The sequence below is a fragment of the Mycobacterium sp. BK086 genome, assembly GCA_004362315.1.
Classification (GTDB): Bacteria; Actinomycetota; Actinomycetes; order Mycobacteriales; family Mycobacteriaceae; genus Mycobacterium.
In genome coordinates, this window is sequence record SNWL01000003.1 from 1198472 (window position 1) to 1212087 (window position 13616).

Annotated in this window: 15 protein-coding genes; 11 read left to right on the forward strand and 4 right to left on the reverse strand. The window is 64.4% G+C overall.

Translation table 11 applies throughout. The annotated features are described in order from the left end of the window. Window positions 1–9 precede the first annotated feature (9 nt). On the forward strand, window positions 10–807 hold the full coding sequence (locus EV580_RS05805; RefSeq protein WP_133690140.1) for an SDR family NAD(P)-dependent oxidoreductase: 798 nt from the start codon (window positions 10–12) through the stop codon (window positions 805–807). A gap of 107 nt (window positions 808–914) precedes the next feature. After that, window positions 915–1832 (forward strand): hypothetical protein, encoded by a 918-nt coding sequence (locus tag EV580_RS05810; protein ID WP_133690141.1) that lies wholly within the window; start codon window positions 915–917, stop codon window positions 1830–1832. 12 nt (window positions 1833–1844) lie between these two features. On the opposite strand, the gene EV580_RS05815 is transcribed toward EV580_RS05810, so the two are convergent. Together EV580_RS05815 and EV580_RS05820 are read right to left on the reverse strand one after the other, a co-directional pair. Beyond that, window positions 1845–2645: a hypothetical protein gene (locus EV580_RS05815; protein WP_133690142.1), complete on the reverse strand. Its 801-nt coding sequence runs from the start codon at window positions 2643–2645 to the stop codon at window positions 1845–1847. A gap of 12 nt (window positions 2646–2657) precedes the next feature. Beyond that, the gene (locus EV580_RS05820; protein ID WP_133690143.1) at window positions 2658–3656 is read right to left on the reverse strand and encodes a spirocyclase AveC family protein; all 999 of its coding nucleotides are present in this window, start codon (window positions 3654–3656) and stop codon (window positions 2658–2660) included. 69 nt (window positions 3657–3725) lie between these two features. Here EV580_RS05820 and EV580_RS05825 point away from each other — a divergent pair, with 69 nt between their 5' ends. Next, window positions 3726–4316: a TetR/AcrR family transcriptional regulator gene (locus tag EV580_RS05825; protein ID WP_133691058.1), complete on the forward strand. Its 591-nt coding sequence runs from the start codon at window positions 3726–3728 to the stop codon at window positions 4314–4316. Window positions 4317–4318: 2 nt separating this feature from the next. On the opposite strand, the gene EV580_RS05830 is transcribed toward EV580_RS05825, so the two are convergent. Next, a complete protein-coding gene (locus tag EV580_RS05830; protein WP_133690144.1) occupies window positions 4319–4945 on the reverse strand; it encodes a TetR/AcrR family transcriptional regulator in 627 nt (208 codons plus the stop codon). Between the two features lie 210 nt (window positions 4946–5155). On the opposite strand from EV580_RS05830, the gene EV580_RS05835 reads away from it, so the two are divergent. The 8 genes from EV580_RS05835 (at window position 5156) to EV580_RS33630 (ending at window position 12006) form a co-directional block, all read left to right on the forward strand. After that, on the forward strand, window positions 5156–6190 hold the full coding sequence (locus EV580_RS05835; protein ID WP_133690145.1) for a hypothetical protein: 1035 nt from the start codon (window positions 5156–5158) through the stop codon (window positions 6188–6190). A gap of 91 nt (window positions 6191–6281) precedes the next feature. Continuing rightward, entirely contained in the window at window positions 6282–7994 is a 1713-nt protein-coding gene (locus tag EV580_RS05840) for a phytoene desaturase family protein (protein WP_133690146.1), read from the forward strand. Beyond that, entirely contained in the window at window positions 7991–8701 is a 711-nt protein-coding gene (locus tag EV580_RS05845; protein ID WP_133690147.1) for a hypothetical protein, read from the forward strand. Before EV580_RS05840 ends, EV580_RS05845 begins: the two co-directional genes overlap by 4 nt. After that, window positions 8698–9294 (forward strand): cytochrome c oxidase subunit 3, encoded by a 597-nt coding sequence (locus EV580_RS05850; RefSeq protein ID WP_133690148.1) that lies wholly within the window; start codon window positions 8698–8700, stop codon window positions 9292–9294. The genes EV580_RS05845 and EV580_RS05850 overlap by 4 nt, the downstream gene beginning before the upstream one ends. Window positions 9295–9296: 2 nt before the next feature. Continuing rightward, window positions 9297–9566: a cytochrome C oxidase subunit IV family protein gene (locus tag EV580_RS05855; protein WP_133690149.1), complete on the forward strand. Its 270-nt coding sequence runs from the start codon at window positions 9297–9299 to the stop codon at window positions 9564–9566. A 110-nt stretch (window positions 9567–9676) separates the two neighbouring features. Beyond that, on the forward strand, window positions 9677–11014 hold the full coding sequence (locus EV580_RS05860) for a protoporphyrinogen/coproporphyrinogen oxidase (protein WP_166654591.1): 1338 nt from the start codon (window positions 9677–9679) through the stop codon (window positions 11012–11014). Between the two features lie 3 nt (window positions 11015–11017). Then, the gene (locus tag EV580_RS05865; protein WP_133690151.1) at window positions 11018–11848 is read left to right on the forward strand and encodes a hypothetical protein; all 831 of its coding nucleotides are present in this window, start codon (window positions 11018–11020) and stop codon (window positions 11846–11848) included. Further along, window positions 11845–12006, forward strand: a complete 162-nt coding sequence (locus tag EV580_RS33630; RefSeq protein WP_166654592.1) for a hypothetical protein — start codon at window positions 11845–11847, stop codon at window positions 12004–12006. The genes EV580_RS05865 and EV580_RS33630 overlap by 4 nt, the downstream gene beginning before the upstream one ends. Here EV580_RS33630 and EV580_RS05870 read toward each other — a convergent pair. Continuing rightward, on the reverse strand, window positions 11991–13601 hold the full coding sequence (locus EV580_RS05870; RefSeq protein ID WP_133690152.1) for a phytoene desaturase family protein: 1611 nt from the start codon (window positions 13599–13601) through the stop codon (window positions 11991–11993). The genes EV580_RS33630 and EV580_RS05870 overlap by 16 nt on opposite strands. Window positions 13602–13616: the final 15 nt, after the last annotated feature.

Sequence of the window (13616 nt, forward strand, 5' to 3'; positions counted from 1 at the left end):
AGGGTCAACGTGGATCTGGGACTGGCCGACGCCCGCGTCGTGATCACCGGCGGCGCGTCCAACATCGGGCGCGGCATCGTGCACCGATTCGCCGCCGAGGGTGCGCGGATTGTGTTGAACGACATCGACGAACCGCAGGCCGAGAAGGTCAAGGCTGAAGCGCTGGAGGCGGGGGCGGCCGCCGTCGAACTCGCGATCGCCGATCTGACCACGCCGGAAGGCGGCGAGGTCGCCGTAGGCACCGCGGTCAAGCACTGGGGCGGGATCGATGTGCTGGTCAACAACGCGGGATGGAGTGTGCCGGGGTTCATCGCGACCGACACCGACCGCGACAAGTGGCAGCGCACCATCGAGATCAACCTGTTCTCGGCGATCGCCGCGACCCAGGCCGCGATCGGACCGATGAAGGAGGGCGGCGGCGGGTCGATCGTGTTCATCGCCAGCGACGCGGCCTTCGGGCAGATCCGCCAGGGGGTGTACGGCGCGTCGAAGGCGGCGATGGTGGCACTGGCCCGCACCGCGGCACGCGAGCACGGCCGGCACGGCATCCGCTCGAATATCGTCTGCCCCGGCCTGGTGGTCCCGGAGAGCCCCGATGCCGTCGGGGCGGCCAGCCTGTGGTCCGTCGGCCAGGACGAGGTGTTCAACCCCAAACAGATCGAGTTCATGCTCAAGGACACCCCGACGCGTCAGCTCACCACCGCCCACGATGTCGGCAACGCCGTGTTGTTCTTCGCCTCACCGGTTGCCGCCGGCCAGGTGACCGGCCAGCTGATCTCGGTCAGCGGCGGCTACACAATGCCCTGAGTCGCGACCCCCCGCGAGCCTGTAGTCATGGATACGTCCACTCGCACTTTTGCACGCTAGCTACAGCCTCGGCGAAATCTGTCGGCCGCTGCTGTCAGCATTCCGCCATGAGGAAGCTCATCGTCGGCAGTCAGGCCCGGCAGACGCGAGCCGTGACCGAATACGAACTGCGCCACCGGTATGTGCGCATGCACCGCGATGTCTATGTGCCCAAAGGATATTCGCCAGATCTAGTGGATGTCATCGACGGGGCGTGGCTGCGTTCTGGTCGCAGAGGCGTAGTCGCCGGGATTGCCGCGTCGGCGCTGCACGGCGCTTCCTGGGTTGACGACGACCTTGTCGTCGAGCTGATCTGGAATAACACCAGGCCACCGAAAGGGATCATCGCTCGCGCCGAACGCCTGGAGCCAGATGAGATGACCACGCGTCAATGCATTGCAGTCACCACGGCCGCCCGAACCGCATACGACCTCGGTCGACACCTTCCGCGGCTCGAGGCACTCGTTCGACTCGACGCACTCAAGCGCGCGACGAGCTTCTCCAACGATGACGTGCTTGGGCTTGCGAGGCGGTACAAGGGCGCTCGGGGTACGCGCCAGTTGCTCGAATTGCTCCCCATAGTCGACGGGGGCGCCGCCTCTCCGCAGGAGACGCGGTTGCGGCTGCTGTATCTCGACGCTGGATTTCCGCGGCCTGTTACGCAGGTCGCTGTGTTCAAACGGGGCTGGGAGGTCTTACGCACCCTCGATATGGGCTGGGAGGAATTCAAAGTCGCCTCCGAGTACGACGGCGATCAGCACCGAACCAATCGCGTGCAGTACGTCAAGGATCAACGACTGATGCCCAAGGTCGCGCAACTGGGTTGGGATGTCATCCGGGTTATCAAAGAGGACAGCGACGCAGACACTCTCAACCGCACATTCGCGGCCTTGATTGCGAGAGGATGGGACGGTCAGTTGCGTCCAACGCGGAAGAACCGCTGGTGGCGGCCTCCGCCGGTACTCGGCAGAGCTGCGAGCCTGTAGTTATCGCGTGGGTTACTCGAACTTCTTGTCGACAACGACAGCTTCGGCGGGCACCTTCGGCTCCACGAGCACTCTGCCCAACAGCCCGACGGTGCTGGCGATGCCGGCGACCACCGTCAACGCGGCCAGATGGACGAGCACCATCGGCGGATTGTCGACCGAATGGCGCACCGACAGATACAGGATCCCGGTGCCGAACAGTCCGGCCGCGAACGCCATCGGCACGATCGGGATCAGGGAGAGGTACGCAATTCCACGCAGGTGTGGCGCCAGCCGGTAGATCACGATCCCGCTGACGAGCGCCGACATCGCGTTGGTGAAGCCGAGGAAGATCGGGTAGCCGAGCACGACGAACGGCTGGCTGTCCTGGTACTCGTAGACTTTCAGCACGCTGACGTAAGTCATCTCTGCTGCGATCGCCATCACCACGATGAACCCGTACATCGTCCACACCGTGCGGATCGCCGGGCGGCGCGCAATGGTCCTGGCGATGAACACGCTGGCGCCACCGTAGAAAGCCAGATACGCCGCGGGCACCCAGATCGGTTGGTGGCTACCGAATGTCGTGTAGAGGTGCCACTGGCCCTGTTCACGGAACCACAAGCCGTACAGGTGATCGAAGAGAGGTTCCATCAAACAGGTGAGCGTCCCGCTGACCAGAACGAACAGCGGCCAGACGATCGATTCCCGGCGGCACAGCCGCACAACCCACACCACCACCATGGCCGCCAGGGCGAACGTGAGCGCAGTGGCGATCCATTGACCGGTCGGCCAGACGGACGTATCGATTCCCAGCGTCGTTACCGGTGCCATCACGTCCTCCGATCAGCCGGCCAGCAGATAGCTGGGCAGATTGGCATACGACGTTCCGATCAGCCCTAGCCAGTTGAACGGCAGGTGGTACACGAATACCAATGTGACCATGCAGAATCCGAGGACCGCGAAGTTCCGGACGTGACCACGAAGCGACGGGCGCCACCGCTCGGCCCCGAGCTCGATGGGCGACTCCCCCGCCGGCCGCTCCTCGGCCTCCATCCGCGCCCAGGTGAATACGCATCCCACGAAGGCAACGAGGACCGACTCGTAGATCGGGAACTGGTGGACCTCACCCGCCCACAACGTCAGGGGCTCATAGGTTTTCGCGAATGCGTACGCGTGAGTGGTCCTGATCACCACGTTCTCCACCACGAAATCGAAGATGAATTCGAAAATGAAGATAAAGACAAACAGCCGGAACTTGGACATGGCCGGCCACCGACGCCGCACCCGCTGCGCTTCATGGCAGGCCACGATGGCCACCCCGGCGCAGAAGTAGATGTACATCGGCGGGCCCCAGATCAGGGACTCCGCATAGCGACTCGGCGCATCCGGATTGTGGAACGGGAGGAATCGGACCCAGACGCCGCGATTGACATTCGCACTGTTCCACGCGAACAGATACTGCTGCACATTGAGGAAGGCATCCGCGACGAAGCAGATGATGCCGCCGATGACGAACTTGCCGTCCAAGCCCATCTTGCCGGTCTGACGAATCGGCTTCACGACGCAGTACCAGATGAAGGCCACCATCACCGCCAGGCTGATCGCCTCGAAGATCCGCAACGCGATCAGCCGCCAGTCCTCCATGACATCGGGCCCGATTCGCGGCGCCGGGGTGAACTCCTCGCCCGAAGTCACCCATCGCACAATGACTTCCACGCAGATCACAAACCACACGACGCCGATGAACGCCAGGAACGTCGCGGGCCCTTGCCGCCCGAGCGGCGGTGGCTTTAACGCTCGCTCCTCGGCGACTGCGTCACCGCGGCCGGTGGTCAAGGACATCTAAACCTCCAGTAGACAAACTAGGTCATTTGTAACCGTATGGGTGATAATGACTACATGCCTGACCAGATGTCAACCACACCGCGGGCCGCAGCGCGGCAACGCATACTCGACGCTGCCCGGGACTTGTTCCGCGCCAACGGAGTACGTGCGGTGACGATGACGGACGTGGCCCGAGGCGCCGGCTACAGCCGGCAGATGGTCTACAAGGTGTTCTTCGATCGCCGCGAGTTGGTGCTTGCCGCCGCCATCGAGCGGATCGTCGAGATCGCCGATGCCGCGACGCCCGGCGCGAGCGTGCCCGACGGGAGTTTCACCGAGTCGTTCGTCGAGTTGTCCGTCCAGATCATCGAGACGCTGCGCAACGACCCGGAATTGTCGGAACTGCTCGGCGACGGCAGCCCGATCACCGCGCACGAGGCGCTGTGGTCGCCCGAATTGGTCGAGCGCGGTCTGCGGTTCTGGCAGCCTTGGCTGGACGTCGGGCGCGCCCGGCACCTGCTTCGTGACGACTTGTCGAACCGCGATCTCTCAGATTGGCTGCACACCGTTTATGCGTCGATCATCTTGCGCCGCAACATCCCTCAGGACGACGAGCGCGCGATGATCGAACGTTTTGTGATGACATCGCTGGCCATGGCTAGCGTCGCACCCCGCTGAACTCAGTTGCCGTAGAGCGTGCCGTTCCACATCGCCACGAGTGGGCCCACCATGGCTTCCTCGTCGGTGAGCTCGGGATCCACCCCCATACCGGCGATGTGCAGCACCCGCTCGGTACTCCAGAACAGCGTGGCGGCCAGCGTCCGGCTCGGCAGGTCCGAGGTGATCAACCCGGCCTCGCGCTCCCGATCGATCTCGACGGCACCGGCGGCGACGAAGCGCTCCACAACCGCGAGCCAGAGCGAACGCAGCGGCCGCTCGCTGTGCCAATGCTGGTTGGCCGCCTGCAGCACCGCCCGATGCCGGTGCCACGCATGGGTCACCGCTCGGATACTGCGCTCCAACGCCAGTGCCGGCGGATCGTCGGGCGAGCGCTCCAAGAACGGCTGCACCGTCCCGAAGATGTCCTCCATCGCCGCCTCGAGCAGGCCGGAGAGCACCGAGAACTTCGACGAGAAGTAGAAGTAGAACGTTGCCCGCGAGACGTTCGCCTCGGTGAGGATCTGCGCCACGCTGATATCGGCGAACGGCTCACGTTCCATCAGTCGCGCCGTCGCCGCGTAGATGGCATCGACCGGCGGCACCCCGTTGAGGTCAACCGATCTCGGTCGACGCGTCGCCTCGGTCATCGCAGCCACCTTACCGTCGCCGCGCACCGCCTCAGACGGCACGTGCAACAAATTTAATCCAATTTCAAACAGGGTATACACAATGTCTAGACACGATGTTAGTGTGAGCTGGTCCACAGTCGCCAGATGGCGGCATCGCGCCGGTTGCCGCGGAGAAACCGCAGTTGAAGCGGGCTTGCGGGCACACGATCATAAGGAGAGGCCGAATCGATGAGTCCCACCTTGAGCCTGAATTGGTCCCCCCTGGTCCAGGGGCAGGGCTGGCCGCCTAACATCCAGCCGGCCCCCGGAGCTTTCAGTGTCAGCCTGACCGCGGAGATCGCTTTCTTCCTCATCGCCGGCGCCCTGGCGGTGGTCGTGGCACTCCCCTGGGCGATCCGGGCCGCGGTGCGCAGCCGCAACTACGTCCCGCTGATCGTGCTCGCCAGTGGCCTGATCTGCAGCCTGCTCGAGCCGATGCTCGACTTGCTCGGCCATCTGCACTGGGCCAACAACCTGATCCCCGCTTTCACCAACTTCGGCATCACCGTGCCCCTCCTGATCCCGCCGTGCTACATGGCGTTCCTGGGACTCGAGGCGTACTTCTGCTACTTCGTGATCCGCAACGGCGCCCACGCGAGCCACTTCGTGATGCTGCTGGGGATGGGCATCGTCACTGATGCCGTCATGGAGACTGCGGGTATCAACCTGGGCACCTACGTCTACTACGGGGTGCAGCCGTTCAGCTTCCTGAACTTCCCGTACTGGTGGGGCTTCATCAACGGCGGTTCGTTTGTCACGATCGGCGCCATCCTCGCCTTCGCGGTCCCGAGACTCAAGGGCGCCCAGAAGCTCTTGCTGCTGCTGGTGGCTCCGTTCGGCATGATGGTCGCCTACTTCGGTGTGGGCTTCCCGCACATCCTGATCCACAACTCCACGCTGCCGACCGCGGTCCGCTGGCTGGGCGCCGCCCTCATGATGGCGATGATGGTGGGCTGGATGTTCCTGCTGCATCGCCTTGTGGGACGGCCGAATTCGCTGCCCGCCCCCAAGTGGACGTTCTGGCGGGTCTTCGCCTACGGCAAGTTCATCCCGACCCGCAAGGGCCGCCAAGAGCTGTGGCGCAAGATGTGCGAGGAAGGTGGCGTCAAGCCCGGCGACGGGATCGCCGTCGACCCGGAGGATCCCGCTCAGGCCCTCGTGGTCGGCCCGACCATCATCATGAACGGCAGCCAGCAGAACCGCCAGCCGGCCGCCTCCCGCTAACCCTCGGAAGCGGTGGGCCGGGTCCGAGTGCAAACCGGTTCCGGCCCATCGCTTTTCCACCCACCACCCCTACTTTCGATGAGGTTTTGTCATGTCCCAGAATGCCCAGCCCCCGCGTGAAGCCGATGTCGTCGTCGTCGGCTCCGGGCACAACGGCCTAGTCGCGGCGGCCTACCTGGCCAAGGCTGGGCTGAACGTCCTCGTCGTGGAGGCCGCTGCCACCGCCGGCGGTATGACGTCGACGAACTCCTTCGCACCGGAAGCTCCGGAATACACGATCAACGAAGCCTCGATCCAGGCGTCGCTGTTTCGCACCACGACCATCAACGACGACCTCGAGCTGTCGACGCGTTACGGCCTGCGCCAGACCGTCATCGATCCCGCCCACTTCCAGCTGGCCGCCGACGGCAGCTCCCTGGGACTCTGGCGCGACCCGCGTAAGACGGCATCCGAGCTGGAGCACTTCTCCCGCAAGGATGCTCGTGCGCTCCTGGAACTCTACGAAGTGATCGACGCCGCCGTCGAAATCGGCCTGCCCATGATGCAGACCAACGTCGTGACACCCGACATCTCGGCAATCCTGAAGGCCGCCAAGGGCGTTGCGAAGAATCGCAAGCAACTCAGCGCGATCGGGCGCTGGATGGCGAGTTCGCAGACCGAAGCGGTCGAGGAGAGCTTCGAGCACGACATGATCCGGGCGCCGTTGCTGACGTCGCTGCCGTTCATGCCCTTCGACGCCGACCTGTCCGGGTGGTCGCTGATCTACCTCGGCGTACTGTCCAAATATGGCGTCGCCATGTTCCACGGCGGCACCGGTTCACTGCCCAAGGCGCTGATCGGGGTCATCAAGGACAACGGCGGTGACATCATCACCAGCTCGCCGGTGGAAGAACTCATCGTCGAGTCCAACCGTTGCGTCGGTGTCCGGGTCCGCGGCGGCACCGAGATCCGCGCCCGCCGAGGGGTTTTGACCGCCTGCAGCCCCAAGACCACGCTGACCCGGCTACTCCCCCGCGGCATTCTCGAACACAAGAAGCAGGTCGCCGCCGATCACATCCCGACCAAAAAGCGCGGTATCGCCGACGCGAAAGTCAATGTCGCACTGTCTGGTCGGGTCGACATGTCCAAGCACGAAAAATGGCGTGGCGACGGCATCGACCTCCGGCTGGCATGCAACTGCTACCACACCTACGAGCAGGCCAAGGAAGCCGCGAAAGCCTGTGTGCGCGGTCAGGTACCCGATGCGATCCCCGGCTTGGCGCAGGTCACCAATGCTTTCGATCCGTCGATGTCGCCGCCCGGCAAGGATCTGTGGTGGTTCTGGACGGGCCTGACCCCGTCGTTCCCCGAAGAGGGCTGGGATGTGGCGCGCAAGAAGATCACCGACAGCATCATCAAAGATGCCGACCAGTACTACAAGGGTGTCGAGGACCTCCAGGTCGCGGTGCGGCCGCTGGTGCTGCCCGATATCGAAGAGCGGTTCTGGGCCATCGACGGTTCGGTCTACCACGTCGATCCGACCATCAGCCGGTTCGGGCCCAACAAGCCGGTAAGCGGATTCGCCGGCTACCGCACACCGGTGGAAGGGCTCTTCCTGACCGGATCGGGCACCCACCCGGTCGCCGGGATCAGCGGGATGCCCGGCCAAAACGCCGCGCGCACAATGCTCAAGCAATTCCGGCTGGAAGATCAGGGCGGGCGTCTCGGGGCACTGAAAGACCGGCTACGCCGGGAACGCCGGCGCGCCGCGGTCACCGCGAACCCGTACACGAGCGGGCCCAACGATCCCTTCCCGGGCCGATGACGCGCGAGATCCAGCGCACCATGGCGATCTGTGGTGCGGCGTTCGTGCTCTTGCTGTTCCCGTCGATCATCATGATCGGCCTGCTGCCGCCGATGTCGCCGCTGCGGACCGCGGATCAGGTGGCGCAGTTCTGGTCGACCAACACCGGCCTCAAGCGCGTCGGCCTGGTGATCATGTTGGCAGCAGCGGGATTACAGGCACCCTTCGGTGCGCTGATGGCGGTCCGCATTCGGCAGATGGAGGGCACCAGGTATTCGGCGCTCGCCTACACCCAGCTCGTGGGCACCGGGCTGGCGGTCGTGGCGATTCTGATGCCGACGTTCGCGTTCGCCGCCGCGTCCTACCGCCCGGAACGCAATCCCGAGATCACCCAGGCGCTCAATGATCTGGGCTGGCTCCCGTTCGTGATGAACTGGCCGGCCGCCACCATCCAGTGTGTGGTGATCGGGTTCGCGATCTTCGGTGCCAAGACCGCCGTCTGGCCGCGGTGGCTGGGCTACTTCAACGTATGGTGCGCCTTCATCTTCGCCGCCGGTGGGCTGGTGGTGCTCTTCAAGGACGGCGTCTTCGCGTGGAACGGGCTGCTGGCTTTCTGGCTGGTTGCGGTGTTCTTCGGGGTGTGGTTCCTGGTGATGTCGTGGCAGCTGTGGGTCACCGCATCGAGTGAGGACGAATCCCGCACGGCAGAAGGCGTATTGGCGTCGTGACAGTGCTCGACGACGACGTCAAGCCCACCAACGCGACCGAGCGCCGGATTCCGGGCGAGGAAGGCATCTGGGTCTTCGTCCTCGGCGACATGACGGTATTCGCGCTGTTCTTCGCGACCTTCATGTACTCACGGGGAAAGAATCCACAATCCTTCGCCGCGGGGCACGCCGATCTCCACGTCGCCCTGGGAACGGTGAACACCGTTCTGCTGCTGACCAGTTCGTTGCTCGTCGCGATCGGCGTCCAGCGGGTGCTCGGTGGCGCACACCGGGACGCCACCCGCCTGTTCACCGCCGCGATCGGATGCGGCGCCGGATTCGTGGGTGTCAAAGCGATCGAGTGGACCCAATTGTTCAGCGCCGGCAAGGGTGTCGGTAGCGGTGAATACTTCTCGTACTACTTCGTGTTCACCGGCATCCATCTGATGCATGTCCTGATCGGCATGGCGATCCTGGGCCGGCTGGTCTTCCTCACCCGGCGTCCCGCACTCGAAGCACCACAACGACGGCTGTGCGAGACCGGTGGAATCTTCTGGCACATGGTGGATCTGCTCTGGGTGGTTCTGTTCGCACTGTTCTACTTGGTGAGGTGACGATGACTGCCACGCGTCGGTTGACCTTGGTCTGGGTTGTGCTGCTGGCGTTGACCTTCGGATCGTTTGTGGTCGGTATCGAGCAGAGCGCCGATTTCGCCGGGGCCGCGGCGATCGCGATCATCGGGATCGCGCTGTTCAAGGTGCGGCTGATCGGCCTGCATTTCATGGATGTGCGGATCGCTCCGACCGCATTGCGCGTGCTGTTCGAGGGTTACGTGCTCGTGGTGTTCGCGGCGCTGGTCGTCCTCGACGTGGTGGTCAAGCCCTAGTCAGCTCCGCGAGCCTGTCGTTACCGACACAATCACTCGCACTTGTGCTCAACAGCTACAGCTTCGGCGAAACCGCCAGAGTGGCAGGGAATTCCCTATACAGTCAAACCGTGAACGATCGTTCGACGATATTCGTGATCGGCGCCGGCCCCTCTGGACTGGCCGCCGCATGGCGACTGCGCGAGGCCGGTCGCGATGTGGTGGTCTTTGAATCCCGCGACCGCGTTGGCGGGCAGCTGTTGTCGGTCAGACGTGACGGCTTCCTAATGGAGGCAGGCACGACGATCCTGCCCGAGGCCTACGACAGCGTGATGGGTCTGGTCCGCGATATCGGCATGACCAATGACCTGGTGCCAGCGAACTCGCTGATGGGGTTCATGCGAGGCAATGAGCTCCATCTGATGCGGTCCAACCGCCTCATCTTCGACGCCGCACGTACCAAGCTGCTGTCGCTGCGCTCCAAGATCAAGGTCGCCAAGCTTGCCCTGGACTCGTTCAGGCTGCGGAAATTGCTCAGCTACGAGGATCTTTCGATCGCGGCCGACTACGACGTCGAAACCCCCGAGGACTACTGCCGCCGCCGCGGCCTGGACGGCGAACTTTACGACTACCTGATCGAGCCGACCGTGCGAGGGGGCGCGGGAGTTCCAGGCGACGTCATCTCGGTCGTCGAGTTCTTCTTCCTGTGGCAGAAGGTGCTCGGCACCAGACTGTTCGCGTTTCGGGACGGCTATTCCTCATTCCCACAACGTCTGGCGGACAAGCTGTCCGACGTCCGGCTGAACACCCGGGTCCACACGGTCGTCGAGGACGACGACGGGGTCACCATCACCTACGAGGACGCGCGCGGAGTCCACACCGAAACCGGTGCCGGCGCGATCGTCTCCAGCATGGGCAACGAGGTCCCCGATCTCGTCCCCCAGCTCGACCCCGACCGAGCGGACTTCCTGCGCCAACTCAACTACACGTCCACCATGTCGATCAATCTGGCGCTCAATCGAGTTCCCGATTGCACGGCGTCCTTCATCGTGGTGCCCCGACCGGTCTCCGAAGGCCTGTTCGCAATCATCCTCGAGCACAACAAGGTTCCCGGTCGCGCTCCCGACGGGAAGGGACTGGTCTCGCTCTTCATGATGAACCAGTGGGCGATCGACCACATGGACGCCAGCGATGAGGAGATCGTCACCGACGCGCTGCGCGAAGCGGAGAAGGCGCTACCGGGGCTGGGCACCGATATCGAGTTCACTCGCGTCAACCGCTGGTATCCGGTCCTGGTGTACAGCCATCCCGGCCTTTACAAGAAGCTCGGCCGCTTTCACGCCGCCAGAGATCTGAATAGCCGCATCCACCTTGCCGGTTCGTACAACTCCTCGGGCAACGTCAACACCGCGACGACCGCCGGTGAGCGCGCGGCCCGCGAACTGCTCACGGCTCTGCGGCGCGGGTGAGCCATGCTCTTCGCCACTGAGCAGTTCAACATCCCGGTCCCACCGGACATGATCTTTCCGCGCGTACCGCAGATCGCGGCGGAAGTGACACTGTGGCTCGTCGTCGCCGGCTTCGTGATCTACGCCGTACGAGAGTGGCGCCGAACCGGTTCGCCGCTGGCACTCATCTTGCTCGCCGGCGGTGGCATCGCGCTGCTCAACGAACCACTCGACGACATCCTCGGGCTGGTCCATCACCCGCGCCCCGGCCAACACGTGATCTTCGAGACCATGGGGCCGATCCCGCACTGGGGCCTGCCCACCTACATCATCTTCTTCGGCGGCATCGCCTACGTGCTGCTTGCCGAACTGCGAAAGCTGAAGTTCACGCCGAAGGCGTTCTGGACCGGCATCGCCATCACCTTCGTCGCCGACCTGCTGATCGAGGTGCCATTATTGCACTTTCGGCTCTACACCTACTTCGCCTACGGTGACGTCCCGATGTCGATCGGCGGCTTCCCGCTCTACTGGTTGTTCATCAACACCACCGGGCCGATCCTGACCGCCGCCATCCTGTTTGCCGCGCCGAATTACTTCCGCGGCTGGCGCGCACCGCTGGTCATCTTTCTGCCGCTCGTCACGGACACGGCCTGTAGCGCAGCCGTCGGATTGCCCGTCTACAACGCGCTGCACACCCCGGGAGCCCCGGCATGGGTGACCTGGGGTGGCGCGCTGGCATCGTGCGCGATCGGAATGGTGTTGCTAGACGCCATGGCTCGGTGGATCTACGCCCGAACCCGCGACTTGCAGCAGCACGCCGCAGACACATCGCGGCCCGTGAAGGAGTCGATATGAAGGCACGCAAGACCGCCAAGCGGGCAAGCGCGGTGGGCGGCGGTGCCTGCGTGGGGCTGGTTCTCGGCGGCCTGCTCGTCACCCGGATGCTCCCGCCGTGGGCGCCCTTGGCCTGGCGGCCAGGCCGGGTACCTAAGGTGCGTCAGCCCTTGGCGTGATCGCGAAGTGCGGTCTGCGCAGCCAGCTTTCCTGGCAACGCGCACACTCCCCCGACCGGGTGAGTGCCCGCGCCACTCAGGTACAGACCCTTCACGGGAGTGCGGTAGGCACCCAGGCCCGCAGCAGGCTTCAGTGGCCCGAAGCGGGTGATCAACGGATCGACGTGGTAGACGTTGCCGGCGGGCGCGTTGAAGCGCTCCTCGATATCCGGGCCGCCCAACACTGCCCGGTCGATCTCGAGACTGTCGAGTCCCTCGTAATAGATCGCACTGTCACGCAATACCGAGTCGCCGATCTTGTCGCGCACGTCCTCCCACGGTTCGCGTGGCGTCACCGGAATCACGCCCGACCACAGCCACAGGTTGCTCTTGCCCGCCGGCGCCTGCGACGGATCGACCGCTGACGGGATGATCGCACAGCTCACCGGGACCGGATCCGGCCATTCACCGCGGACCAGAGAGTTCCACCCGGCGTCCTGCTCCTCGAGGGTGTGCCACGCGACCAGGTACTTGCGCAGGTCGAGATCGTTGCCCCGCCACTTCTCGTGGCGCTGCATCGAGACCTCGCCGTCGATGGCGACGTTGATCTTCAGCGAGGTGGCGTGCGTCTTGCGGATCGGGATGTCCTTGGCCCGTGCGGACAGCTTGCTGTCCAAGACACCTTCTGGCAGAAGCTCATTGAGTGTGATGACCGGATTGCACGTGGCGATGACGGCCTTGCGGGCCTTGACGACCTGCCCGGTGTCGAGCTCGATCCCGGTAACGCGGTCACCGGCCATGACGAATTCATGGACCCGGCAATCGGTGTGGACCGTTCCACCGAGCGCGAGCAGACAGCGGTGCAGTGCCGCCGGCAACGCACCCGTGCCGCCGACCGGCATCGCGTTCGCCACCTTTTGCACCACACCCAGATAGATCATCGCCCACGCTGTCATGTCCAGGCGCATCTGGGAGAAGGCCGCCATCGCCGCCAGCGCTCCCTTGGGCAGTTCTGACTCGAAGGTCTCTTCCAGAAACTCGGTGTGCGACGCGGTGGCCATGTTGCGCAGCGACCACAGCCGCTTGGGGTGACGCGCCGCCCGGGCAAAAGCCTTGCCCATCTCGGCATTCCAGGGCCGCAGCGGATGCGACTTCATGTAGGCGACCACCACGTCCATCGCGGGGTCCAGGGCATTGGCCAGATCCAGCCACGCCCGCGCATCCTTGGGTGAGAAACGCCGCAGCTCGTCGGCGGTGCGGCTGGCGTCTTTCCAGATCGCCAATGAGCTTCCGTCGGGGGCCAATTGGACGTGGGCCGGGTCCACCGAGATCTGGCGCAACCCGTACTTGTGGAGCTCGAGGTCCTCGGCGACACCGGACAGCCGGAAGATTCCGGTCAGCTGGATGGCGCCCTCGTTGAAGAAGTGGCCGGGCGCGCTGGGCAGGGTGGCGTTCGTCGACGTCATGCCGCCGACGGTCGGCGACGCCTCGACGACGGCGACGCTGTGGCCCGCACGGGCCAGATAGCAGGCCGCCGTCAGTCCGTTGTGTCCCGCACCGACGATGACGTAATCGGCTTCCTTGGGCAGAGGTTGGGTTTGGGTTTGCGATGACACGGGGTGCACTTCTCC

What these genes read in the sequence shown, in the direction of transcription:
- EV580_RS05810 (WP_133690141.1), top strand. Translation starts at nt 915, where the DNA reads ATGAGGAAGCTCATCGTCGGCAGTCAGGCCCGGCAGACGCGAGCCGTG.
- EV580_RS05815 (WP_133690142.1), bottom strand. Translation starts at nt 2,645, where the DNA reads ATGGCACCGGTAACGACGCTGGGAATCGATACGTCCGTCTGGCCGACC.
- EV580_RS05820 (WP_133690143.1), bottom strand. Translation starts at nt 3,656, where the DNA reads ATGTCCTTGACCACCGGCCGCGGTGACGCAGTCGCCGAGGAGCGAGCG.
- EV580_RS05825 (WP_133691058.1), top strand. Translation starts at nt 3,726, where the DNA reads ATGTCAACCACACCGCGGGCCGCAGCGCGGCAACGCATACTCGACGCT.
- EV580_RS05830 (WP_133690144.1), bottom strand. Translation starts at nt 4,945, where the DNA reads ATGACCGAGGCGACGCGTCGACCGAGATCGGTTGACCTCAACGGGGTG.
- EV580_RS05835 (WP_133690145.1), top strand. Translation starts at nt 5,156, where the DNA reads ATGAGTCCCACCTTGAGCCTGAATTGGTCCCCCCTGGTCCAGGGGCAG.
- EV580_RS05840 (WP_133690146.1), top strand. Translation starts at nt 6,282, where the DNA reads ATGTCCCAGAATGCCCAGCCCCCGCGTGAAGCCGATGTCGTCGTCGTC.
- EV580_RS05845 (WP_133690147.1), top strand. Translation starts at nt 7,991, where the DNA reads ATGACGCGCGAGATCCAGCGCACCATGGCGATCTGTGGTGCGGCGTTC.
- EV580_RS05855 (WP_133690149.1), top strand. Translation starts at nt 9,297, where the DNA reads ATGACTGCCACGCGTCGGTTGACCTTGGTCTGGGTTGTGCTGCTGGCG.
- EV580_RS05865 (WP_133690151.1), top strand. Translation starts at nt 11,018, where the DNA reads ATGCTCTTCGCCACTGAGCAGTTCAACATCCCGGTCCCACCGGACATG.
- EV580_RS33630 (WP_166654592.1), top strand. Translation starts at nt 11,845, where the DNA reads ATGAAGGCACGCAAGACCGCCAAGCGGGCAAGCGCGGTGGGCGGCGGT.